Raw genomic sequence first — 24,399 nt, 5'->3', positions numbered from 1 at the left:
GAGCCGCTCCTAGCGAGTCACTAGCGGTATCCAGACTACCGGCACTGGTATGCCCGACGAATCGCGTACAATGGCTACGTCTTGCACCTCAGCCCCGCTGAGTGGTTCAGTCGAACCGGGGATTGATGCCCAAATGCGTAACGTTTCACGGGTGCCGGGCAAGATCAGCTCGCTGATCCGCACGCGCACGCGCAACACGATTTGGTTAACCTTACCGCTGCCGGCAACATTGTCGAGCGTTATCGTGTTACCGGTGATCGTAACGCCGCTAGTGCCCGACTCAAAGGCGACTAAGGTGCTGCCGCGGCTGGCGGTGAAGTTGAGCTGGAAGGTTGCCCGTCCGTTGCTGGTGTTGCGCAGGGTATGCAAGAAGACTACTTCGCGTCCGGCTTGCACATCCTGCTCTTGATTGCTGCGTAGTTCAGCGGCGTAGCGCAGGCCAACGCTAGTCGTGTCGGTCATGGTGATCGTCCGTGCACTAAATCCGCGCGGCGTGGCGGTAATGACAGTCGTTGCCCGCACCGGGTTGCCGCTGGCATCGGCGGTCTGTGCGCCGGGCGGAACCCTAATCTGCACGGCAATCTCGGCGCTGGCCCCCGGCGCGAGGGTGATGGTTGGCGTAAGCACGGTCGTGTTATAGGTGTCTAGCCCAATCAAATCGGCGGTTGTGGCGCTTATATCGACCGGCACGGTCACATTGCCGTTGTTGGTGATCTGGTGGCGATAGATGTAGGTGTCAGACGGCAAAACGGTTGCGGCGCCGGTGGCCGGATTGGCTACGAGGATCGGCAAGGCTTCAACCGCAGTGCGCAGGGTTTGGGTGATCGGATCAAGTACTGGCGCTGTCAGCGAGACGGTGGTGGTGTCGGTGATTGGTACTTGCACCGATGGATGGGTACCGGTAGGGAGGGTGAGGGTCACGGTCAGCGATTGGCTCGCGCCGGGCAACAGCGTGAAACGTTCGCTCGGCGCGACGGTCGCTGTCCACCCGCTGAGGGTTCCGGTTGCCGTGAAGCGAATGCGATTAATGCCAAGCGTGCCATGGTTTTCCAACCGCAGCCGATACGTGACACTGCTGCCGGGTGCGGCGTTCTGCTCAAGCGGACTCATTGAAACGAGGCGCAGATCAAGTGTGGGGGTAAAGATGCGGAATGCCGAAGTATTGCCGAACCTATCGGTTGCGGTAAAGAGCAGTTGGCGGTAGGTTTGGGGTGGGGTGCTGAGCGTCGCGTTAAAGACGCCGGCGCTAGTTGCGCTCGCACTAACTAGTGGTTGCCAACCCTGCCCATCAGGTGTCGCCAGACTCGTATCATCGCCATAGATGTGGATCGTGCAGCCGGCGCAGGCCGAGACCGGATTGAGATCCTCTTCACGTTCGGCAGTGCTGGCCAAGACATTGCCGCTGACCGGCCCGTCTTGGAAGACTTGGAAGTTAAACGGCGGATCAATGCTGTGGTTCGGGAGCGTAAGGTTTTGATCCGGATCAGGCGATGTTCCGCTATACAAGGTCGTGCCAGTTAGCTCAATCCCGCCAAGGGTGTTAGCCGCCATCTGATTTTGGGTGATCGTCACCCGGCGCGCCGTATCAGTCACCAGCACGGTGTAGCCGGCATTGGCGCGCAGCCGGTTGCCATTGATGACCACGCCAAGGCTGCTGCCGCCTACCTGTATGCCATCACCGCCGTTCTGCTCGATCACATTGTTGTTGTTGATCGTCACATTACTGGTGTCAGTGAGATTCATGCCATCGCCGGCATTGGCTCGCACCTGATTGGTATCCAATGTAGCAGTGGCGACGTTGGTGAAGCGGATGCCATCCGCCGCGTTCAGCCGCACCAGATTGCCGCTGAGGGTAGCAGTCATCACATTCGTCAAGGCGATGCCGGTGCCGGCAGGGCGGGCCAGCGGATCGGGGTCGCCACCCGGATCGGCCACCCAACCGATCTGATTTTGCTGGATCGCAAGTATGCTGGCATTGCTTAGCTCGATGCCGGCGGCGCTGCCGTTGCCGCCAATCGTGTTGCCGGCGATGGTGACTTGTGAGGCATCAGTAATGCGGATTGCGGGGCCAGCGTTGGCCGCGGCAGCGCTATACGAATCCCCGGTTGCGTCACGGCGTAACCCTAGTATGTTGGCCCGGATAGTAATGCTCATGCTGCTTGTGCCGCTAATATCAATGCCGGGGCCGCTAGCGGCGGCGATGACATTGCCGTTTGTACTGCCGATGATCACATTCTGGCTATCGATCACCGCAATCCCGGCGGCGGCGCTGCCTAGCGCCGTGCGGCCATCGGCGCTCAGGCCGATGATATTTCCATCGAGGGTGGCGCTGCCCACATTACCTAGCCGGACATCGTAGCCGGTATTGGCGGCAATGCTAGAATTAGTCATCGTTACCTGCGCCGTGCCGTTGAACTCAACGCCGCCAGCGTTGGCGAAAGTGGAAGTACCGGCGGGGAGCACCCCAACAAAAGCGTTCGTGATCGTGATACTGCTCACGCTGCTGCCAACCCGGATTCCCGGCCCGCTATTGCCGCCGATGCGTACATTGGTCGTTGCGCTGCCGATGGTTGCATTGCCGGCGCTCTCACTGATCCAGATGCCGCCTTGTCCGTTCGGTCGCGCACTTGTAGCGCCGCGGTTCAGGCCAATGACGGTGTAGCCATTGATCGCAGTATTGACCGGCGCTGTGCCGCCGCCGCTCCGCACCTGAATGCCATATCCGCTGTTGCTGCTGATCACCAGCGGTTGCGTGGAGCTGGGACTACCGATCATTGTCGCTTGCGCTCCGTCTTCGATCCGGATGCCATCGCCGACATTGCCAACGGCAGGTTCGCTATCGAGGTTGATCCCGATCAGGTTGCTGCTAATCGTCGTGGTATAGGTTTGCGAACCGCTAATGAAGATTCCGCTGAGACCGTTAGCGCCGATAATATTGCGGTCAGCATTGGTTGCGCCGCCGATCACGTTCAACTCAGCTCGTCCTGTCGGATCAATGGTCGGATTACTCAAAATCTGGATGCCGTAACCGCCATTAGGCCGCGTGGCAGTGGCAGTCGTGTAAAGTACGCCGATCCGATTTGCTCGCATCGTGTTCTGCGAAGCATTTTCGATGACAATCCCGTTGACAATGTTACCGGCAATGGTGTTAGGTGCTGAAGATTCACCAATCTGATTAGTGTGCGCGCTAGCGCCGATAATCGTAATCCCGTTACGGTTGCGATTGGCGTCTGGAGGTGTGGTTCCATCGAGTTGCAACCCGATATAACAATTGCGGATTGTATTATTAGCGCTGCTGATATAAATGCCGCTACCGCGGTAGATGCCCACGTCGCTACTCGCGCCATAGATTGCTAAGCCCTCGATGATTGCACTGCTGCCGTTCAACACGATGCCAGCGTCAGCGCCGTTGGCGTTGATGGCTACCTGCGGTGTGCCGGCCAGTACTTCGGCGCTAATCGTGACATTGACGCGCGTGATCGGCGGCAGCCGTTCGCTCAAGGTAATGATGTAGGGCGTGCTCGCGACGAAACCCTCTGTCACGAGATCAAATCTGATGGTAATCCGGTTTGTGCTGGGGGTGGCATTTGCTTTGGCAATGGCTTGGCGTAGGCTACAATTGGCATTCACCAGATCATCAGTGCAATGGCTGTTGATGTTTGTGACCGGATTGTCGACTAGGGTATCGACGAAGAACTCATCAATACCCGTCTGGCTGAAGCTCGATCGAGGCCAGAGCAGCGTACTGCCAAGAAACAGCAGACTTGCCAACCACCACCAGACTCTGCGCGCGTGCATGCGAACTCCTTGCGCCAACGAGCGGCGCGCAGCAGAAGGAGCGGATCAGCTCCTTTCAAATACGTTCTCTTCCCAGTTGCTCTTGATTGTAACACGATGCGCGGGCTGGCTGAAGAGGCGACTAGACAGGAATTTAGTCCTATCTTTACAGTTTGGGCAAGACGCCGATCGTGCGCAGGTACGCAATCGAGGCGGCATATTGCTGGTCTTCGTACAAGCTGATCTGCTCTTCACCAGCGCCGCGTTCCCACGGCGTGCGCCAATCGTCATCGCGTAAGCGCATCGTTTGGGCAAACAGGCGCAACACCGGCAATACCTCGCGCACGTCGCAGGGCGGGTAGCCTCGCCACCAGTCTTCATCGAGGATGCGCACGTGGCGGGCGCTGTGGCTGACCAGCTCGATCTGGCAGGCGACGTCAGGGGCGTGTTGTTCAATCTGGCCCAACAACCGGCGAATGTCGAGATCGCCTTCACCAAGGGCGCAGCGCACGAGCCGCCAGCCTTGGGTGGTCGGGTAGGTTTCGTAATCAGCAAGGTGAACAGTGCGGATCAGCGGGCCAAGCCGTTCGACCGCGGCGTAGGGCGTTTCACCCACCACCAGCGTGTTGATCGCATCAAAACAGACCCCGATGTACGGACTGTCAATCGCGGCGCAGATTGCGGCCAGATCGGCACTAGTGGCGTCTTGGTGGTTCTCAACCGCCAACACGATGTTGTGTTCGGCAGCCAGATCGATGACCGCGCGCAGCCGCTCAGTCACATCGGCCAGATAGGCCGGCCAATTGTCGGTGAAGGGACGGCGGTAGCCTTCGAGCACTGGACTGATCAAGACGCGCAACACGCGCGCACCGGCCATCGCCGCCGCCGGGATGTGGGTGCGAAGAAGATCAACATTTGCGATCTCGCTATCGGCGACCGGCGTCAAACCGCACAGATTCAGCCGCTCGCGCAGTGCATGCAGCCGGTCTGTCGCTAGGTCGGGCAACAGGCTGAGCGGAAATTCGATGCTTTGCAAGCCAGCGCGCGCGGCCAGCGTCACAATATCTTCAACGTCGAGCGGATGGCTGACGGCGCGCGGGGTGCCGCGGCCAATCAAGCCGCAGCGATAGCTGAAACTTAAAACGGAAAGACCGATCAACACCGCCGAACCTCAATGCAATCTAGTAGACCTTAATCATACCACAAGTGTGGCGAGCGAGGTGCGTATCCAAATGTAAGCTCTCTCGTTCATACAGGGCGAACGAGGAATGCGGCAGCCTGACTGCCGTACTCCATCCTAGCATGGCGCTAGGATGCAGCAGCGGGATTGCCGTAAGCCATACGCGCTTTATCCTGTCGCTTGCTGGGCAGTGCTTTCTGGCGTGCGTTGTTCGGCGACAGAGGCGATGGCAATTCCGCTGAGCAAGAGTACGATCCCGCCGAATTGCAACGGCGCCAGCGTTTCGCCAAAGAGCATGAAGGCCAGCAGGGTCGAGCCGATCGGTTCGCCGAGAATGGCTACTGCCACATAGGTGGCTGATAGGCTGCTAAGCGCGTAGTTGAAGGCGGTATGGCCAAGCAGTTGCGGGCCGATGGCCAAGCCAAGGATGAAGAGATAGACATACGGCGGGAATCCGAAGAATTGCTGGCCGGTGATGATGGCCCACACTACTAACACTACCGCCGCGCTGGTGTAGACCAGCCAGATGTACGCGAGCACCGATAGCCGCCGGCGCAAATCGCGCCCGATCAGCAGGTAGGCGCTGGCTGTAGCCGCGCCAATCAACGCCAGTGTGTTGCCAAGCAGCGGGTTGCTCTGGGTTGGGTTGGCGCTGTCGCTCACGCTGATCGCAATCGTCCCGATCAGGGTCAACGCAATGCCGAGCAGCGTCGTCCAGTGCAACCGTTCGCGGAAGAAGAAGAGCGAGGCGATCCCGACCCAGAGCGGGTTGGTTGAGACGAGTGCGGCGCTGCTCGCCACCGACGTATATTCGAGCGAGCTGATCCAACTGGCGAAGTGAACCGCCAAAAATGCGCCTGCTCCCATGCCAAACAGGATATCGCGCCGGTGCAGCCGGCGAATCTCGCCGCTGGCCCGGCTCAGCGCGATGGGGGTCAGGATCAGCGCCGCTAGTCCTAGCCGTCCGGCGGCAATGCTGAGCGAGGGCATGCCGGCGCCCTGCGCGTAGCGGATCATGATCGATGCTGTGGAAGCGATCAAGACACCGGCGAAGAGCACGGTGTACAGCCATAAACGATTCCGGTTCATGCGGTTGCTTTCGTCCAGCGCACCAGCGGCGCGGCCACCCACGTGGGGTGCGGCGTCTGGTACAGTTGGGTGGCATCGCTCGCCACCAGATCGAGTATCTCTCCGTGGATGCGGCCGCGCAGGAAGCGGAAGACCTGCCCGGCGTCGCGGGCATCGCTCTTGGCGCGCACGCAGTGTTGGTTGTAACCCCAGTAGTCACCGGCGGCGAGCAGGCGCATGCCTTCTTCAATGGTACGGCGGGCTAGTTCCAACCCGCCGGCCTCTGGGGCCAGCGCTTGGTCGGGCGGGTCACCGTAGCCAATGCCGTGGTGGAAGGGATCGGCGGTCGAGACGATCACCGCATCGCGGGCCAGTTCGACTAGCTCGTCAATGCCGGGCAATAGTTCGGGGTGGCCGCCAGCCAGATACGGATACCGCTCGATCACCTGCGGCCCGCGGATGCCGCGCCGGCGGGTTTCCAGCTCCCAGAGGAAGCGGAAGCTGTAGAGAGCGTGATCAAGCTGCCATTCATTGCCGCGGTCGAGACCCGGCCCCTGAATGCCCCAATACCGTTCGGCGGCAGGCGATCCGCCGGCGGCAACCCGCCGGCGGGCCTGTTCCATCTCGTCATTCCAAGCGTGCAAGACGCTGATCACCAGCACCCGGCCGGCCCCGCTATCGAGGCAGGCATGGACGGTGGCAGCGATCTGGTGACCGCAATCAGCTACCCCGGCGTGCGGAAAGACAATCACGCCGCCGGTGGCCAATGTGGGTGCGAGATCCCACTGGCGGGCGCGGTCGAGCAACTCGTAGCCGCCGCGCTCGCCGAGCGCCCCGTGTTCAGCCCGGTAGAGATCGTGAATCGCTTTGTTCAGTTCGTCGCGGCGCATCGCTCACCCAAACTGCTCGACGAAGCGTTGGTCACCGCTGTAGAACCAGCGAATATCGTCGATGCCGTACTTGAGCATCGCGACCCGTTCGGGGCCGAAACCGCCGGCAAAGCCGCTGAATTCCGCCGGATCGTAGCCGCCGTTGCGCAACACATTCGGATGCACCATCCCGCAGCCGCCGATCTCAAGCCAGCCAGCATACTTGCAAATCCGGCAACCCTTGCCGCCGCAGAGGAAGCAGGTCACATCCATCTCGGCACTCGGTTCGGTGAAAGGGAAGAAACTGGGACGCAGCCGCACTTGCGTGCCCGGCCCGAACATCCGCTCGGCAAAGAAGCTCAGCGTGCCTTTGAGATCGGCCATCGTCACGTTACGCCCAACGGCCAAGAACTCAAACTGGTGGAACATCATCTCGCTGCGCACCGTCACCTGCTCGTTGCGGTAGACCTTGCCTGGAATGAGCACCCGCAGTGGATTGGGTGCATTGCGCCGCATTGCGTGGATTTGTCCGGGAGAGGTGTGGGTGCGCAAGAGCACCGACGGCGCGCCTGCCGGCATCTCGACATAAAACGTATCTTGCATATCGCGGGCGGGGTGGTCATCTGGGAAGTTGAGCAGGCTGAAGTTGAACGCATCGTATTCAACTTCAGGACTTTCCCAGACCTGAAAACCCATCTCGGCGAAGATCTGCTGCACTTGCCGCAAGATCTGGTTAGTGAGATGGATATAACCGACCGCAGGCTGGCGACCGGGCATGGCGACATCGATCCGGTCAGCGGCCAGCTCGGCGGCGATCGCTTGCGCTTCGAGCCGTTCTTTCGCGGCGGTGAACACGGTTTCAAGCTGTTCGCGCAGCGCATTCACCCGCTGGCCGGCCAGTGGCCGTTCTTCGGCGGGCAACGCGCCGAGGCCTCGGCTCAGGCGCGAGAGGCGGCCTTGCTTGCCGATAAAGCGGCTCTTCCATTCGGTGAGGGCGGCTAAGTCGGTGACTGACTCGAGGGCGCTGAGAGCTTCTTGTTCGAGCGCAGCCAATTCATCGAGCAGTGTGGTCATGCGGCACCATCTTGTTCCAGAGACGCGATCATTGTTGCTATTATACATTGTTGCGCGCCGAAGGAGCGCAGGCATCGGCAGTGCGTTGGCGCAAGGCTTCAAACAGGATAATACTGCCGGCAACGCCGGCATTGAGCGATTCGATCGGGCCGGCCATCGGAATGGTGATGGTCTGGCGGGCAAGCGCGCGGGCGGCGGCGCTGAGGCCGTGCGCTTCGTTGCCGATAATCAGCGCCGCCAGTTGGCGCCAATCAACCGCGTAGTACGGTTGGCTGCCGGCGCTATCGGCGGCATACACGGTGTAATGACCAAGTTCGGCTGCCATCTCTTCCCACCCCGACAGGCGAAGCGGCACGACAAAATGCGCTCCCATAGCGGCGCGGGCCACCTTGGGGCTAAACGGATCGGCGGTGCCGGGAGCGCATAGCACAAGGCCTACGCCGGCTGCCGCCGCCGAGCGCAATAACGTGCCGACGTTGCCGGGGTCTTGGATCTCGTCGAGCACGAGCCGGAGGCCGGGACGGGGCGGCAATTCCGGCCATGCGACGGCGGCGATCACGCCTTGCGGTTGTTCGGTATCGGCCGCGGCAGCCACAACGGCGGGAGTGGCGGGGAAGCAGCGGGGCAGCGTTTGCAGGCGGGTGAGCAACGCTGCGCCGGCGGCAGTGGCAGCCAGTTGTTCAGGCGCATAGAGAGCAAGGCGCAGCTCGGCCCCAGCAGCGAGGGCATCGGTCACGAGCCGCACGCCTTCAATGACGAAACTGCGCTCGCGCCGCCGTTCGCGGGCCGTTGCGGCCAGCGCGCGCAGCCATTTGATGTGTTGGTTGGCAGGGCTGGTAATCACAATGAGTTAGTGCATAAACGTAACGATGCCCAAATGCAAATATGGTTCATTATATGCTGAAGTGGTCTAGGAATGGGAAGGTTTGCGCTCCAGTCTCTTCCCTGTTGTTGGAAGCGAGCGATACCCCTCCCCCAGCGGGTTGAGAGGCGGACAGAAATTTGGTCGATTACAACCTTTGATCGCTATGCAATGCCTCAAAGTGTAGCTCTGCTCCCCTCTCCTGCGCCAGTGAGAGAGGGGCTAGGGATGAGCCAGCAGCCCGCGCAGCGGGCTTCGTAACCCTAGTCCGGCCCTTCGGGCCGGGTTCCGGATCAGATGGTCTGTTCGCCCTTGAACCCAGCGGGAGAGCAGCTAGAAGTGGCGCAAAGAGCAGGAACTGCACGGCGCTACCCCTCCCCCAGCGGGGGAGGGGCTAGGGGTGGGGCAAACACGAAGACGTGAAGAGACGCAAAGGGTACAAATGCAAAAGCGCCAAGGACGCGAAGCACGCCAAGGGGCAAACGCAAAAGTGCCAAGAACGCGAAGAGACGCAGGGGATTGGATCATCCTCTGCGCCCTCTGCGGTAAAAAATACCTATTTCGCATTGGCGTAATTACGCCGTCGCAGCCGCTTGCGCCTGTGCCACAATTCGGGCAAAAGCCTGCGGATCGCGGACTGCCAGATCAGCCAGCATCTTGCGGTCGATCACAATATTCGCCTGCTTGAGGCTATTGATGAGGCGGCTGTACGTCGTGCCGTTAAGGCGGGCAGCTGCGTTGATACGCATAATCCACAGCCGGCGGAAATCGCGCTTGCGGCGGCGGCGGTCGCGGTACGCATCGGCGAGCGCGTGCATCACCGCTTCGTGGGCAACCTTATAGTGGCGGCTGCGCGCGCCGCGATAGCCCTTCGCCTGCTCTAACAGCTTCTTGTGGCGCTTGCGCACCATTGTGCCACGCTTGACACGAGCCATGGTTGTTCTCCTTTGGCGGACCGGTCAGGGGGTGGCAGACCGAACCCTGAACTTCATCCGCGCTATAGCTTGAATACTGATAACGTTACGTGCCAGCAAAAGCCCTGCGTACAGCGCAGGGCCACCATTTGCGACGGGTATTAGCGACCCGCCGCTGGCGTGCTTACTCCAAACCGTAAGGCAGCGCGACTTGCAACATGCGGCGATTAGCCGGCGAGGTCGGCTGATCCTTGCCCCACTCGCGTTGCGAGCGGCTTGGCCGATTGCGCTTATTGCCGCGCACACCGCTCTGCTGCAAAAACTTGCCAGACGCAGTCACCTTAAAGCGCTTTTTCGCGCCCTTGTGCGTCTTCATCTTCATCTTAGGCATTGAATAGCTCCTTTACCGCAACCGGATAGCAGAAGCCAGACCGGTTTCGCATCACTTAGCGCCGTCGCCGGCGTTCCTGCTCGTCATCGTCAAAATCGTCTTCGTCCTCGTCGTCATCGTAATCTTCGTCCTCGTCGATGAGATCATCGTCTTCGTCAAGCTCATCCTCATCAACCAGGTCTTTTTCTTCGTCTTCGTTTGCCGGCGTAGCAATAGGCGCTGCCGGCGCTGGGGCGGACTGAGCATTTGCGGCAGCTTGGCGCTGAGCGGCAGCCTTCTGCGCCTGCTGGGCCGCTTTCAGCACCTTCGCTGTCGGCGCCAACAACATCGAGAGGACGCGCCCCTCCATCAGCGGCTTTTGCTCGATGACGGCAATATCGCTCAATTGCTCGGCAATCTCATCGAGCATCTTGCGCCCGATTTCCGGGTGGGCCATTTCGCGACCGCGGAAGCGCAAGTTAAACTTCACCTTGTCGCCGGCCAACAAAAAGCGCCGCGCCTGATTCGCCTTAACGGCGACATCGTGATCGTCGGTTTTCGGCATCAGCCGAATCTGCTTCAATTCGGACTGCTTCTGATTGCGGCGCGCTTCCCGCTCTTTTTTGCTCTGCTCGTAGCGGAATTTGCCATAATCAAGCAGACGGCATACCGGAGGAACCGCATTGGGCGCGACTTCAACCAGATCGTACCCTCGCTCTTCAGCCATAGCCAGCGCCTCGCGCAAGGGGACGATGCCGACTTGGGTGCCGTTTTCATCGATCAGGCGTACTTCACGGGCGCGAATGCGATTGTTGATGCGAAACCGGTCTCTGATAGCGCGACTCCTTCGTCTTTCGAGCGGTGACGGCTACGTTCCGGAAACTAGTTGCCGGGATGGGCATCACCGTTAAAGCGAACCTTATATTATGCAGACGACAATAAAACACCGACGTGAACCACTGCTCACATCAAGCCTGAATTATACCAGTCTGGGCGGGGATCGTCAAACGAATTCGCCTTGAAAGACTCTTTCTTTCGTTCTATGATCGTAAATGCGCTGGCCGGATTGCGCTAGCCATTGTTCTATGTTATCATAAATCCAACAATCTTCATGCCGGGGGAGCTTGGGAGAACCGAGCTGAGAGGGCGCCTTTGGCTTTTGCCGCCGGCGCCGACCCTCTGAACCTGATCTGGGTTATGCCAGCGGAGGGAGGAGCAATGCGCAGTCCGATGCATGGTCTGCGCGGATCGTCAACTCACCGTCCGGCCGCGGCAGGGCGGTTTTTTTGTCCCTGCGCGACGCTCATCCGTTTGCTGGCGCAAGGAGGCAACGATGACCTTGAACGAACGGATCGCAGAACTGCGGGAGCGGGTGCGCCAGCAGCGCCCCCTGATCCACCACATCACCAATTTTGTGGTGATGAACGACACGGCCAACGTGACGCTCCATATCGGCGGCTTGCCGGTGATGGCTCACGATCGTGAAGAGGTGGCCGAGATGGTAGCCATGGCCGGCGCATTGGTGTTGAATGTCGGCACCTTGTCGCCTGATTGGATTGAGGCCATGCTGATTGCCGGCAGGCGAGCGAATGAGTTGGGCATCCCGATCGTGCTCGATCCGGTTGGCGCGGGGGCGACTTCGTTGCGCACCGCGAGCAATCGCCGCTTGCTGGAGGAATTGCGGGTCACAGTGGTGCGCGGCAATTCGGGCGAGATTGGGGCGTTGGCCGGCATGGGTGGCGTGGTGAAGGGGGTTGAAGCGGTGGTTGAAGCCGATGATCCAGTGGCGGCGGCGCAGAAGCTGGCGCAACAGTATCAGACGGTGGTGGCTGTCACCGGGAAGCGCGATATCGTCACCGATGGCAGCCGGGTGTTGGCGGTTGATAATGGTCACGAGTGGCTGAAGACGCTGACCGGCACCGGTTGCTCGGCGACGACCGTGATCGCGGCCTTTGCGGCGGTCGAAGGGGATTATGTGCTGGCCGCCGCAGCCGGTTTGGCCTGTTTTGGGGTGGCCGCCGAGCTGGCCGCTCCGCTCGCGCACGGTCCGGCCAGCTTTAAGGTGGCGTTCTACGATGTGATATACCACCTGTCGGCGGATCAGATTCGGGCCGGCGCGCGCGTCACCAGCTTGAGCGACGACCAGAGCATCGCAGTGGCGCGGTAGGTGCGGTCAGGCGCATTACGCGCACTCATCGCATGATGGTGTGCGGTAGTCTCATTGCCGTAAATCAGCCAGTGTGTTATGGCGTGCGGCAGTGGAACTGCCGCATTCCAAACCGTTCGTACTCATCATGATACAGTGCGGCTGTGGAACTGCCGCACGCCATATCGAGTTATTCATCTATGCAACCAAAAACTCACATTGACTGGAGCCTCTATGTCGTCACCGATGCCGGCTTATCACGGGGCCGCTCGCATCTGGCAGTGATCGAAGCAGCGATTGCCGGCGGTGCGACGGTGGTGCAGTACCGCGAAAAGGTAGCCGCTACCCGCCAGATGATCGCCGAAGCGCAGGTGTTGCGCGAACTGACCCGGCGCGCTGGCGTGCCGCTGATCGTCAATGACCGGCTCGATGTGGCCTTGGCGATTGATGCCGAGGGGGTGCATATTGGCCAAGATGATATGCCGGCGGCAGTGGCCCGTCGCTTGATCGGCCCTGACAAGCTGTTGGGGGTCTCGGCGGCTAATCTGGCCGAGGCAATGCAGGCCGTGCAAGACGGCGCCGATTATCTGGGGGTAGGGCCGGTATTCGCTACCCCGACCAAACCCGACGCCGCGCCACCAATCGGGATGGATGGCCTACGTGAGATTTGCCGGCACGTGTCGCTGCCGGTCGTCGCGATTGGCGGGATCAATGCGGCCAACGCTGCCGATGCCATCGCTGCCGGCGCGCAAGGCATCGCCGTCGTGTCGGCGGTGGTCGCTGCCGAAGATGTCACTGCGGCAGCGCAGCAGTTGCGCGCGCTTGTCGCTGCTGCGCGCGCCAACGTGCATAGATAAGGAGTAACTATGGCGTTGCCACGCTGTTTGACGATTGCCGGCTCGGATTCGGGCGGCGGGGCCGGCATTCAGGCCGATCTCAAGACCTTTGCCGCGCTGGGGGTGTATGGAATGAGCGCCCTTACCGCGGTGACGGCGCAGAATACGATCGGTGTGCAAGGGGTGATCGAATTGCCGGCGGCGTTTGTCGGCCAGCAGATCGATTCGGTGGTCAGCGATATTGGGGTTGATGCGGTCAAGACCGGGATGCTGGCCAATACCGAAATTATCGCTGTGGTTGCTGAAAAAGCGCGGGTCTACCGGTGGCCCGCACTGGTGATCGATCCGGTGATGGTCGCCAAGAGCGGCGATCCGCTGTTGCATCCGGCAGCGCAAACGGCCCTGATTGAACTACTCTTGCCGTTGGCGACGATTGTCACCCCCAACCTGCCCGAAGCGCGCGCCTTGACTGGCATAGCGATCGAGACAGTCGCCGCGATGGAACAAGCGGCGCAAGCGATCCATCGCATGGGGCCGCGTTGGGTGTTGGTCAAAGGCGGACATCTGCAAGGCGATAGCATTGATGTGCTCTACGATGGGGCACAGTACCGCTATTTCACTTCACCCCGGATCGAGACTCGCCACACCCACGGTACCGGTTGCACGTTTGCGTCGGCGATAGCGGCTGGCTTAGCCAAAGGTCTGCCGGTGCCCGAGGCCGTGCAAGCGGCCAAAGAATATATCACCTTGGCCTTGCGCCATGCGCCGGGTTTGGGCCATGGTCACGGGCCAGTGCATCATTTCGCCGCGTGGTATGAACAAGCGGCGTGATCGCCGGCAATACGGATGGTTGGAGCGAGACGGCCACATTGGCCGTCTCGGCTGTTTTGGTTGACAAGACAGATATTGTCGAGTATGGTACCCTCACCATTTGTTCAAGCTAATCGAAGAATGACGGACAATACCTATGCGCGTACAGAACAAAGTCATTGTCGTTACCGGCGGCGGCAGCGGAATCGGCCGGGCCTTAGTGTTGCATTTACTGGCGAAAAGGGCGCGGGTAGCGGCGGTTGATCTCAACTCGGCTACCCTGCGTGAGACGGTGGAATTGGCGGGAGCGCAAGCCAGCCGGCTTTCAACCCACGAAATGGACATTACCGAACGCGCCGCCGTGGCTGTTTTACCGGCGCGCGTAGTGGCTGCCCACGGTGCAGTCGATGGCCTGATCAACAATGCTGGCATCATTCAGCCGTTTGTGCGTGTGCCTGATCTCGATGAGGCGACGATTGAGCGGGTTATGAATGTCAATTTCTACGGCACCGTGAGGATGACCAAAGCCTTTTTGCCTCACCTGCTGGCCCGGCCCGAAGCGCATATTGTAAACATTTCGAGCATGGGCGGCTTTGTGCCGGTGCCGGGACAGACCATCTACGGCGCGGCCAAAGCAGCGGTGAAGCTCTTTACCGAAGGGTTATATTCTGAACTGCTGGAAACCAAGGTACGGGTGACGGTCGTTTTCCCCGGCGCCATCAGTACCAACATCACGGCGAATTCAGGTGTGAGCAGCTTGCCGCGCACCGATAAACAACCCTCGATCACGCCATTGCCGGCTGAGCGGGCAGCGCAAATCATCGTCGAGGGTATGGAGCGCAATCGGTTTCGAGTGCTGGTCGGTAACGATGCAACGATGATGGATCGGCTCTACCGGATCAATCCACAGTTTGCCGTGCGCCTGATCTTCCGCCAAATGAAGAGCTTGCTTGGAGGATAGTCTGGGCGCGTGGCCCTAGGATCATTCCGCTCCGTTGTTGTTGTGGTCGGTCGTCTTGTGCGGCAGCGTGGCTAGTGGGTATCCCAGCACAAACATGCGCCGCAACGTGCGCCCCTCGGTGGGAGGTTGCTGCTCGGCTGAGCGCAACAATTGGTGAATCGCATCGCGCAGTTGGCGGCACTCTTCATCAGTGGCGTAAAACGTAAAATCGTGAGCGGAAATATCGTCAAAGTTTGGATCGCCGCGCTCGAGCAGGTAGCGGGCAAAGTCTTGCGCGACCACCCAGCCGTAGATGCTCACGTGCTCGGCAAGTTTTTTCATACCCTCCTCATCATGAATCTCGGATAGTCGCACTTGCCCGAACACCGGCAGGAAAAAGCGCTCTTCAATCCCGTTGACGTGCCGGGTGGCGGCAACTTTGATGATTCCGGCGTCGAGCATCTTGTGAATGTGACGGTAGAGCGATGGGCGCGGGACATCGGGCAGCAAACGGCTCAGTTGGTTAATCGAATAGGGGCCGCTGTACAAGGCTTGGAAGATGCGCATCCGCACTGGATGGTTAATAACATCGAATTTGTGTAGAATCATCATCGACTCCTAACGTCATCAGATTTGAGACCGTTTGCTGATTATATCACTTCTTTCGGGGCAGGTGTTGGCGAGGGTTGGTCTAGCTAAGGCGAGCATCGTCTAGGCCGCGTGGCTCAATCGCCTGCGCACCTGAATGCTATCTTTTCGCGTGTTGTCAACATTATAATTATATACGTACATCATTTGCCAGAAATAATGTAACCTTGCCCGGCTACGCTCGTGCGTAGCCGGGCAACAATGGCGAGACGGTTGCGGAATTGCTGAGGCGCCGGCGGCTAGTGCGCCTAGCTGCGGATAATCATCGGCAAAAAGGCGCGCGGGGTGAGCGGCGCGCTGCTGTTGGCAAAGGGGGTGTCGGTCGACCAATGCTGGACCGTGCCGCCGGTGCGTGGTTGCAATGTGCCGGGGCTTTGGTTGCCCGGTGCGCTGTCGCCGATCGCGGTGCCGCTGCCTTCATCAAAGCGGTAGAGGGCCAAAGTGTTGGCATCGGCGGGGTGCGGCGCCGTAGGGGGGGTAAAATTGCCGGTATAGCGCACGCTGTTCGACAGCCGCACGTCATCGAGCAGGCCGTTGTAGTAGCGGCTGCCCGGATAGTCATGCTTTTCGGCTCCAAACACGAGGTAGGGGTCGCTGTTGGGGTACGAGGTTGGGCGATTGAGCCGATAATCAATCCGCCCGCTCGGCCCGTTCATCTGCGCGTCGAGCTGGCCGTCTACAAACAGCCGCACCTGCCCGCTATTGGCGCGGGTGACAGCAATGTGATGCCACACGCCATCGGTGACGGTGCGATTGCCCTTCAGTAATTGATCGTCGTTTCCTACACTGAAACCAACGACCAACTTGCCATCGCAAATCGCAATGCCGTAGTCGCCGTAATCACCGTTACCGAAGATGTCGCGGTCAATAATAATATTGCCGTAGTACCAGCCATCGCAAGCTGGTGCGGTATTATCGGCGGCATTCGCCTTCATCCAGAACTCCAGCGTCAGATCGCCGCCGACATTCACTGGGCGCAAACTGGTTAGTTGGCCGCTGCTGCTGATCGTTCCGAGCGGGATTTTGATCCGGTCGAGATCATTGGTACTGCTGCCGAACAATCGGATGGAGAAGCCGCCGGCTGAGCTTGGCGTTGCGGTGGCGGGCGTAGTGGCGAGCGGGCTAGGTGCGGTTTGGGCAAGACTAGTGGTAGCAGCCGAGTTTGGGGTAATGACAGGCTGGGCAGGGTTGATCGTTTCTGCCGGCCCTTGGGCTAGCGTGGGTGATGGGAGAGCGTTGCTCGCACTGCAACCGATGAGGACGCTGATCAGGATCACGATGCCTATCAGCCGGTATGTGTGCATATTCCCCCCTATGGTGTTGTGCGGAATGGTCCGGGTAAGGCAACGCTGGCCCAGACTACCCGCAGCGATCTTCGCTCAGCGCGAATGAGGAAGATGATTTTGCGTCGGATGGAGATAGCTTCGCATGTATCGTGTGATATAGAAATGACTTATCACATCATCAGTGCATCATCAATAGCCGGAAGGTACCGGTTGCGCCGTTGGGTGCGGGCGGGCGAGTATGATCTGCGCTGCGCGCCGGCCCAATTCAACCGCATAGTTGGTGCCGCGATCCCACGGGTAGACTTGGCTCATACTAGCCCAGTAGAGGCCGAGCAGCGGGGTGGCAATCGGCGGGATATTGCGGCTGTGATTGACCGGGACAATCGGTTGGGCGTAGGTTTCGCGGTGCAGCCAGTACGCGCGCACCCACTCGCGGCGGAAGGCGGGGTTGATTTGGCGTAAGGCCGGCATGAAGCGTTCGAGCAACGCTTCTGGCGTAAGCTGAAAATACTCGTGGTCAGGATCGAGATAGTCGCCGCAGTAGAGCAGGCGGTCGCCGCCGTAATATTCCGGTTCAATGAAGTTGGTGTGTTCAACCAGCGCCAAAAATGGGAATTCATCTTTGGGCAGGTTGAGCCAATAGATACCGTTGGTGAGCGGTTGGCGCAGGGCGATGGTCATCACGACCGCCCCCATCGAGCGCAACTGGCGCAGTTGGCCAAGGTAGCTGGTCGGGAGATGGGGCACCAGCCGCGCCAGCAATCCCGGCGCGCCGGTAACGAGCAGCGCGTCGTAATCAGCGGGAGGGTGATCGCCGGCGATCACCTGCCAACCAGTTTCTGTCTGCGTCACGGCCTTCACCGGCGTTTGCCGCCACACCTGTACCCCGCGCTGCGCGCAAGCAGCGCACAACCCATCGGCAAACGCTTGAAAGCCGCCTTGAAAATACCCTAGCTTGAAGCTGCGCGCGCGCAGCCGCGCCCACAGCCATGCCATATTGACCTCATCGGCGTGGGGGCCGAATTTACCTTCGAGTAGCGGATGCCAGATCACCCGCGCCACATTGCGCCCCGAATAGCGTTCCGTCCACGCGGTGGCCGTCACCTGTTCGAGCCGTTGCCAATTGTTGGTGATGAACTTGAGGTAAAAGGCGCTCACGCCAAAGCGCAGCCGGTCGAGTAAGGGCAAGCCGGGGAAGCGCAACACTGGCAGCACGCCATCGAGCGCATATCCGCGCCCGCGCCACCACTGCGCTGTCACCGGCGCGCGGAAGAAGAGCCGGTCACGCATGCCGATCTCGTTGGTCAGATCGATAATAGTGTGATCGGTGGTGAAAATGTGATGGTAAAACCGTTCGAGCGGCCATTGCCACGCCGGATCACGAAAACCGCTCGCCAACCCGCCCACCTGCTCACCGGCTTCATAGACCGTCACCGCATGGCCGCGTCCGGCGAGATCATACGCAGCGCTCAGACCGGCAATGCCGGCGCCGACGATCGCAATCTTCATGGCAACACCTTCTGGGTGACAGAAGTGTCTTCAGTTGTTGTCGTCGTTGCCTGTTCACGCAACGCTGCCGCCCGATCCATATCGCGCCATGTGAGGCTTTGGCGCAGCATATGCCACGCGCCAAGCAGCGTTACCGGCAGCCATAGCGCCACGTGCAGCACCAGCGTATAGCCGGCGGCTAGCGCATGGGTCACGCCGAACTGGGTTAAGATCGTAATGCCGGGCGCATCAAAGGTGCCGATATACCCCGGCGTAGAAGGGATGGTGGTGAAGAGATTCACCACCGCGGTCATCAGCATCAAGACCAAAAACGAGACTTCAAACGGAAAGGCGTGCATCACGAACCAATATTTGAGCGTTTCACCGAGCCAGATCAGGGTTGAGGTCAGCAGAATAACCAGCATTTCGCGCGGGCTGCGCAGCGATTGCAACCCGGCAATAAACCGGTCAAAGAGACCGTGAATGCGCGGGCGGAGGAACGGCGGCGCAAACCGGTCAACGGCAAGGGCGTACAGCCGGCTCATGCGTTGCGGGTGGGCGGCTAAAGCGATGAATGCGATCAACGCCACAATGAACAGGGCGCTAAATACTATGACAAGGGTGCGAAATGCGGTAGGCAGCGGGGCAAAGGGCAGCGTGATCGCCACAAAGAGCAGCATCACCAAGCCGTCAAACAACCGCTCAAGCACCACTGTCGCCAGCGATGCGCTCATCGCGATGCCGCAGTTGCGCCGCAGCACATAGCTGCGCAATACTTCACCGGCGCGCGCTGGGTAGACATTGTTGCCCATGTAGCCAATGACCACAATGGGGAAGAGCTCACGCAGCGGTACCGGCGTGATATGGTTGAGCATCGATTGCCAGCGCCACGTGCGTACCCAGACGGTGGCAAAATAGACGGCGATTCCCGGAAGCAGCCACCAATAATTCGCCTCGCGCAGCGCTTCCCAGAAATGGGCCAGATCGAGGCCATAGAGGGCAATCCCAAGGAAGATTGCGCTAATAATCAGCCCAAGCCATAATTTCCAATACCGCACAAAGATTCCCTTTTAAATAATCCTTCATGTACGGGTATAGCGCTGCTATGCCCCTGTTATCCGCGCGCCGCACTGCCGCTTCCCTGCATCTTACCCTTGCTATCACAGCCTGTCAAAGCGGGAGTACTAGCAGCGCAAAGGGGAGGGGGACAAACGAGTCAATCCGTAGGCCGCCTCGATCGCTTTGCGCGATGAGGCCGGTAGAAGAGCCGCCGTCAAGGTTGACCGCGATCTCGATGCCAAGATCAGCTCCGGCCAGAAATTGCGACCATTCAGCAAGGCTAAACGTTGCGCCGGGAGCGACAATCAAGAGCACATGCCCGGCCCGATCGAGCGCAATCGCACTCCGGCGCGCGCGTTGGCCGTCGTCGCTAGTATAGGCAGCTTTATTCCCCGGACGCACCAGCAGCGGCCAACCCTGAATGGCTTGCACAAAAGGTGTACCGTCGTAGGGCTGGTCAGCGAGCGACCAGAGATGTGGTACGCCGGCGTCATCAATCGCAAACATACCACCTTGATCGACATAACTCTGACCAATGACTCGTTGATCGCTGATTAACATCGCCACTGGTTCGCCGTTCGCATCAAAAAAGCCGCCATTAATTGCGGCAACCGCGCCGTATTGCGCTGCCCAAGCGCTGAGGGTACGTGGTGCCGCAGGATCATAGCCCACGACGAACCGCACTTTGGCCGGATCGACGCGAATCACTTGCACCGGCACGCCGGGCGTGTCTAAACGACGCAATTCGATCCCGGCGGCCAGCGGGCGCCAGTCACCGGCAGACGCTGAGGGTGTTGCTGGTCGGGTCGGCATCAGGGTTGGCACGTCAGCCAGCACACTGTTGGGCGGGGAAGCCCCGGCGCAGGCGGTAAAGACGAAGAGACCGGCGAATAACGCACACAATAACCGTAGCATTACACTCTTCCATAACGCGCCACGCCAAATGTGGCCGTGACGTCTCACCCCAACTGGTGATATCCCGACCGGTAGTACAACAGGGGCCGACCCCCAAAGACACGCGCATCGACTACCTCACCCACGAAGATGGTATGGTCGCCGCCGGTCAGGGTACTGTGCAACCGGCACTCGATTTGGGCCAGCACGCCGTGCAGAAGTGGCAACCCGCGCGGCGAGAGGGTGTAGCTGTGCGGGGCAAATTTCTCGCTATCATGCATCGCAAAGCGGCGCGAGAGATATTCTTGATCTTCAGCCAATATGTTCACCGCGAATTGGCCGGCAGCCGCGATCACATCGTGGCTGGTTGCCGCATGATCGATACAGATCAGTACCAGTGGCGGGCGCAACGACAGCGAGGCGAACGAACTCACGGTCAAGCCGGCCAAGCGGCTTTCGTGGGCGGTCGTGACGACGGTTACCCCCGAAGCGAAATGACTCATGGTTTGGCGAAAGAGTGATTCGTCGATCATGGTCGTCCTGTATTGCGGCGGGCCGCGATCGCGGCGTGAATCTCGGCGCCGACGGCATGTTCGGCGCGGGCTTCGTCATCAAGCAAGAGCAGTTGCGGTACCGTTGGCGATGGCCCGCCTTCACGGTTAATCGCAACCATGCTGAAATAGCCGGTCGTGCAGAGGCGACGATCGCCGATCAGCGGGTGTTCGGCGAAGAGTCGCACGCGCACTACCATCGAGCTGCGCCCGACATAGATCACCCGCGAAAAGGCTTCAACAATCTCGCCTTGTCCAATCGGGGTGCGAAAATCGATCCGTTCAGTTGAGGCAGTGACGACTGGCAGCCGGCAGAACCGCAAGGCCGCGATGGCGGCGGCTTTATCCATCAATGCCATGACATCGCCGCCGAACATGGTGCCGTAGCCGTTCGTTTGATGCGGCAAGATAATCTCGGCCATCCGTTCTTCGGCAGCCGGTTTGGCCGGCCGGTGTTGAATCATGATGTCGTCCATAATCACCTGAACAGCAAGGCAGACAACGGCGCTCATCTGAGCGCCGTCGTTGGCGATAAGAACAACGCGAAACTGGTGTGAGAGTACAAATCCGTTAGCCTGATATCCTGATGCACCTTGGCATTGCCGCACTCTTACCCGCCCCATCCCTTCGAGAGTTGGGTCTCTTCGCCCGCTTTGCGTTTGGGCAGGCGATAAATAAAGCGGACAATCTGGTCGGCAGCGACGAACATAATGATCAAGGCTTGGACAATCTTGATCACATCGATCGATAGGCTGGCCCGCACTTGCATCAAGCGCGCGCCAGTGAGCAAACTGCCCCAGAGTAATCCCGAAAAGATAATCCCCACCGGGTTGGCGCGAGCGAGCAGGGCAACAGCAATTGCGTCGAAGCCAAGACCGGAAAAGAAATCGGCGCTGAGCGAACCGCGTACACCGCTCACTTCAATCGCACCGGCCACTCCGGCCAACCCGCCAGCAAACGCCATTGCCAGCACGATCGTGCGCGGCACGCTGATTCCGGCGTAGCGAGCGGCGTTCGGGTTGGTGCCGGCGGTGCGCATCTCGAAGCCGAGGGTCGTGCGGTAGAGCAGCCATGCGATCACGAAGACCAGCACGATCGCAAGCAGAATGCCAAGGTGTAAAATGGTCGAGCTGCCCACCTGGATGCCGGGCAAGCGGGCTGTATCGGCGATCAGCCGCGATCGGGCGCCAGTGGTATCGGCAGGATCGCCGAGGATATATGGCGTCTTGCTGCGGATCAGCCAGTCGGTCATGCGTAACGCGATATAGTTGAGCATGATCGTATTAATCACTTCGTGCGCGCCGGTACGCGCCTTGAGAAAGCCGGCAATCGCCGCCCACGCCGCCCCGCCGAGCGCGCCAGCAATCAGCGTGGCCGGAAGGTGAAAGATAGCCGGCATTTGTAACGTGGTGCCAATGACGACCGCTGCGACTGCGCCGGCGTACAGTTGCCCTTCCGCGCCGATGTTGAACAACCCGGCCTTAAAGGCGAGCGCTACTGCTAAGCCGCAGATGATAAACGGCGTCGAGCGCACCACGGTGTCGGCGATCGCGCGCGGCGAACCGAACGCGCCTTCCCACAAGCCGATATAGGCGGCTTGCCAATCGGTGCCGGTAATGCCGATGATGAATGCGCCAACGACCAGTGCGCTAAAAACGGCCAGTATTGGCACGAGGATGCCTGACCAGCGATCCCATACTTGGCGGAGCGCCGAGGGGCGAACCCCCGCTTCAGTGGCTGCTTGCGCCATGCTTTTCTCCCTTATCGCTTAACCAGTCTGTCATTGCGCGGGCGCGGCGCGCGCTGACGCCAATCTGTTATTGCGCGGGCGCGCAACGCCCGAAGCAATCTCCTGCTCGTGCAAAAGACGACCCGCTCAAGGCATCGTTCCCTCTGTCGTGGGAGATTGCGTCGCCGCGCAGCGGGCCGAGCGTTGCTCGGACCCTACCCGCTCAGCTCGTAATGACAGGGGGCGACGGCTCGCCAGCGCATTCATTACGCTTCCACCGGCACTGCGCGATCGAGCTTCGCGCCGGCCATCAAGAGGCCCAACTCTTCCCGCGAGAGTTCGCCGTTCTTGACTGTGGCCACAATCTGGCCGTGGTACATCACGGCGATCCGGTCGGCGAGCGATAAAATTTCATCAAGCTCGGCTGAGACCAGCAATACGGCTACACCCTCGTCGCGCTTTTTCACGATCTGGTTGTGAATGAACTCAATCGAACCGACGTCGATGCCACGGGTCGGTTGCGAGGCAATCAACAGTTTGAGCGGGCGGGTAAACTCGCGGGCGACGATCAGCTTCTGCTGGTTGCCGCCGCTGAGCGAACTAGTCGGCGCGTGAATGCTCGGCGTGCGCACATCAAACTCGGCCACCAAGCGGGTGCAATGCTTGTTGATCGCCTGCTCGTCGCGCACGATCCCGCGGGCGAACGGCAGCAGGTAGTACAATTCTAGCACCGAATTATCGGTGAGCGGGTACGATGTCACCAACCCGTCGCGCTGGCGGTCTTCGGGAATGTGGGCCACCCCCAACTCGCTGATCTGGCGCGGGGTGGCGTTGCTGGCGTCAACGCCGGCGATCCGCACCGTACCGGCCTCGCTGGGGCGCAAGCCGGTTAGCGCCGCAACCAGCTCGGTCTGGCCGTTGCCTTGCACACCGGCGATGCCGAGAATCTCACCGGCGCGCACCTCAAGATCAATGCCTTTGACGGCCAACAGCCGGCGATCGTCACGGACTTGCAAACCGCGCACTTCGAGCACCGGCGCGCCGGGGCGGGCCGGCTGTTTCTCGACCTTCAAAATCACTTCGCGCCCAACCATCATCGCCGCCAGACTAGCTTCGGTCGCTTGCGCCGGCGTGGTCTCGCCGACCACTTTGCCGCCGCGCAACACGATGATCCGGTCGGCAACCTCTAAGACTTCGCGCAGCTTGTGGGTAATAAAGATGATCGAAGTTCCTTGCGCCGTCAGGGTGCGCATCACCCGCACCAGATCGTCGGCCTCTTGCGGGGTCAGCACGGCGGTCGGCTCATCGAGGATCAGAATATCGGCGTTGCGGTAGAGCGCCTTGATAATTTCAACCCGCTGCTGCGCGCCAACGTCAAGATCGGCCACAAGGGCGTTGGGGTCAACCGGCAGGCCATACTGCTCAGAAATGGCGCGGATGCGTTCGGCAGCCTGTTTGCGGTTGAGGAAGGGGCCGTTGGTCACTTCGTTGCCGAGAATAATATTCTCGGTGACGGTCATTACCGGTACGAGCTGAAAGTGTTGGTGAACCATGCCGATGCCGCGCGCAATCGACTCATGCGGATTGCTGATGCGAATGGGTTCGCCTTTGACAAAGATCTCGCCTTCGTCTTGATGATACAACCCGTAGAGGATGTTCATCAGGGTGGATTTGCCAGCGCCGTTCTCGCCGAGCAGCGCCAACACTTCACCCTTATACAGCTTCAGCGACACATTATCATTAGCGACAACACCGGGAAAGCGTTTGGTGATACCGCGGGCTTCCAGCACAACCGGGCGGTCTGAGCCATTCTGCGTCACAGGCAACCTCATTGCATACGTATCGCGCAAGACAGACGGGCATTGCAATCGACTGGCGCTGCCGGAGATATAGGGTAT

General features: G+C 60.0%; 22 protein-coding genes and 1 riboswitch. Of the genes, 4 read left to right on the top strand and 18 right to left on the bottom strand.

Going from position 1 to position 24,399, the window contains the following annotated elements:
• Window positions 1-9: 9 nt before the first annotated feature.
• The 9 genes from U9R61_RS01915 to infC form a co-directional block, all read right to left on the bottom strand.
• On the bottom strand, window positions 10-3,798 hold the full coding sequence (locus U9R61_RS01915) for a right-handed parallel beta-helix repeat-containing protein (protein WP_322487136.1): 3,789 nt from the start codon (window positions 3,796-3,798) through the stop codon (window positions 10-12).
• A 145-nt stretch (window positions 3,799-3,943) separates the two neighbouring features.
• The gene (locus U9R61_RS01910) at window positions 3,944-4,939 is read right to left on the bottom strand and encodes a sugar phosphate isomerase/epimerase family protein (protein WP_322487135.1); all 996 of its coding nucleotides are present in this window, start codon (window positions 4,937-4,939) and stop codon (window positions 3,944-3,946) included.
• Between the two features lie 186 nt (window positions 4,940-5,125).
• On the bottom strand, window positions 5,126-6,046 hold the full coding sequence (locus U9R61_RS01905) for a DMT family transporter (RefSeq protein ID WP_322487134.1): 921 nt from the start codon (window positions 6,044-6,046) through the stop codon (window positions 5,126-5,128).
• Window positions 6,043-6,915, bottom strand: a complete 873-nt coding sequence (locus tag U9R61_RS01900) for a hypothetical protein (RefSeq protein ID WP_322487133.1) — start codon at window positions 6,913-6,915, stop codon at window positions 6,043-6,045. The genes U9R61_RS01905 and U9R61_RS01900 overlap by 4 nt, the downstream gene beginning before the upstream one ends.
• 3 nt (window positions 6,916-6,918) lie before the next feature.
• On the bottom strand, window positions 6,919-7,968 hold the full coding sequence (gene pheS, locus U9R61_RS01895) for a phenylalanine--tRNA ligase subunit alpha (protein WP_322487132.1): 1,050 nt from the start codon (window positions 7,966-7,968) through the stop codon (window positions 6,919-6,921).
• Window positions 7,969-8,008: 40 nt separating this feature from the next.
• Window positions 8,009-8,812, bottom strand: a complete 804-nt coding sequence (locus U9R61_RS01890; RefSeq protein ID WP_322487131.1) for an RNA methyltransferase — start codon at window positions 8,810-8,812, stop codon at window positions 8,009-8,011.
• A 593-nt stretch (window positions 8,813-9,405) separates the two neighbouring features.
• Window positions 9,406-9,765: a 50S ribosomal protein L20 gene (gene rplT / locus U9R61_RS01885; protein ID WP_066788453.1), complete on the bottom strand. Its 360-nt coding sequence runs from the start codon at window positions 9,763-9,765 to the stop codon at window positions 9,406-9,408.
• A 163-nt stretch (window positions 9,766-9,928) separates the two neighbouring features.
• Window positions 9,929-10,135 carry a large ribosomal subunit protein bL35 gene (locus tag U9R61_RS01880; RefSeq protein WP_066788446.1) on the bottom strand — a complete coding sequence of 69 codons (207 nt, stop codon included), beginning with the start codon at window positions 10,133-10,135 and terminating at the stop codon, window positions 9,929-9,931.
• Window positions 10,136-10,190: 55 nt separating this feature from the next.
• Window positions 10,191-10,895 carry a translation initiation factor IF-3 gene (gene infC / locus U9R61_RS01875; RefSeq protein ID WP_416208807.1) on the bottom strand — a complete coding sequence of 235 codons (705 nt, stop codon included), beginning with the start codon at window positions 10,893-10,895 and terminating at the stop codon, window positions 10,191-10,193.
• Window positions 10,896-11,220: 325 nt separating this feature from the next.
• Window positions 11,221-11,343: riboswitch (TPP riboswitch) on the top strand.
• 104 nt (window positions 11,344-11,447) lie between these two features.
• Here infC and thiM point away from each other — a divergent pair.
• From thiM to U9R61_RS01855, 4 genes are all read left to right on the top strand, one after another.
• Entirely contained in the window at window positions 11,448-12,281 is an 834-nt protein-coding gene (gene thiM, locus U9R61_RS01870; RefSeq protein WP_322487130.1) for a hydroxyethylthiazole kinase, read from the top strand.
• Between the two features lie 179 nt (window positions 12,282-12,460).
• Window positions 12,461-13,117 (top strand): thiamine phosphate synthase, encoded by a 657-nt coding sequence (gene thiE, locus U9R61_RS01865; RefSeq protein ID WP_322487129.1) that lies wholly within the window; start codon window positions 12,461-12,463, stop codon window positions 13,115-13,117.
• A 9-nt stretch (window positions 13,118-13,126) separates the two neighbouring features.
• On the top strand, window positions 13,127-13,927 hold the full coding sequence (gene thiD / locus U9R61_RS01860) for a bifunctional hydroxymethylpyrimidine kinase/phosphomethylpyrimidine kinase (protein ID WP_322487128.1): 801 nt from the start codon (window positions 13,127-13,129) through the stop codon (window positions 13,925-13,927).
• Window positions 13,928-14,063: 136 nt separating this feature from the next.
• On the top strand, window positions 14,064-14,867 hold the full coding sequence (locus tag U9R61_RS01855) for an SDR family oxidoreductase (RefSeq protein WP_322487127.1): 804 nt from the start codon (window positions 14,064-14,066) through the stop codon (window positions 14,865-14,867).
• A gap of 21 nt (window positions 14,868-14,888) precedes the next feature.
• Here the strand turns inward: U9R61_RS01855 and U9R61_RS01850 are convergent, their stop codons facing one another.
• The 9 genes from U9R61_RS01850 to U9R61_RS01810 all read right to left on the bottom strand — a co-directional run bounded on the left by U9R61_RS01850 (window position 14,889) and on the right by U9R61_RS01810 (window position 24,321).
• Complete coding sequence (locus U9R61_RS01850) at window positions 14,889-15,458, bottom strand: helix-turn-helix domain-containing protein (RefSeq protein WP_322487126.1); 570 nt, start codon at window positions 15,456-15,458, stop codon at window positions 14,889-14,891.
• Between the two features lie 284 nt (window positions 15,459-15,742).
• The gene (locus U9R61_RS01845) at window positions 15,743-16,798 is read right to left on the bottom strand and encodes a LamG domain-containing protein (protein ID WP_322487125.1); all 1,056 of its coding nucleotides are present in this window, start codon (window positions 16,796-16,798) and stop codon (window positions 15,743-15,745) included.
• A 171-nt stretch (window positions 16,799-16,969) separates the two neighbouring features.
• Window positions 16,970-18,289: an NAD(P)/FAD-dependent oxidoreductase gene (locus tag U9R61_RS01840; RefSeq protein WP_322487124.1), complete on the bottom strand. Its 1,320-nt coding sequence runs from the start codon at window positions 18,287-18,289 to the stop codon at window positions 16,970-16,972.
• Complete coding sequence (locus U9R61_RS01835) at window positions 18,286-19,326, bottom strand: lysylphosphatidylglycerol synthase transmembrane domain-containing protein (protein WP_322487123.1); 1,041 nt, start codon at window positions 19,324-19,326, stop codon at window positions 18,286-18,288. Before U9R61_RS01835 ends, U9R61_RS01840 begins: the two co-directional genes overlap by 4 nt.
• Before the next feature lie 112 nt (window positions 19,327-19,438).
• Window positions 19,439-20,242, bottom strand: coding sequence for a phosphodiester glycosidase family protein (locus U9R61_RS01830; RefSeq protein ID WP_322487122.1), 804 nt, complete (start codon window positions 20,240-20,242; stop codon window positions 19,439-19,441).
• A gap of 44 nt (window positions 20,243-20,286) precedes the next feature.
• On the bottom strand, window positions 20,287-20,754 hold the full coding sequence (locus U9R61_RS01825) for a flavin reductase family protein (protein ID WP_322487121.1): 468 nt from the start codon (window positions 20,752-20,754) through the stop codon (window positions 20,287-20,289).
• Window positions 20,751-21,284: an acyl-CoA thioesterase gene (locus tag U9R61_RS01820; protein WP_322487120.1), complete on the bottom strand. Its 534-nt coding sequence runs from the start codon at window positions 21,282-21,284 to the stop codon at window positions 20,751-20,753. The genes U9R61_RS01825 and U9R61_RS01820 overlap by 4 nt, the downstream gene beginning before the upstream one ends.
• 98 nt (window positions 21,285-21,382) lie before the next feature.
• Window positions 21,383-22,522, bottom strand: coding sequence for an ABC transporter permease (locus tag U9R61_RS01815; protein WP_322487119.1), 1,140 nt, complete (start codon window positions 22,520-22,522; stop codon window positions 21,383-21,385).
• 245 nt (window positions 22,523-22,767) lie between these two features.
• Complete coding sequence (locus U9R61_RS01810; RefSeq protein ID WP_322487118.1) at window positions 22,768-24,321, bottom strand: ABC transporter ATP-binding protein; 1,554 nt, start codon at window positions 24,319-24,321, stop codon at window positions 22,768-22,770.
• Window positions 24,322-24,399: the final 78 nt, after the last annotated feature.

This window comes from Chloroflexus sp. (assembly GCF_034431535.1).
Classification (GTDB): domain Bacteria; phylum Chloroflexota; class Chloroflexia; order Chloroflexales; family Chloroflexaceae; genus Chloroflexus.
The sequence above is the reverse complement of the archived record's forward strand: the minus strand, read 5'-3'. Positions and strand labels throughout refer to the sequence as shown.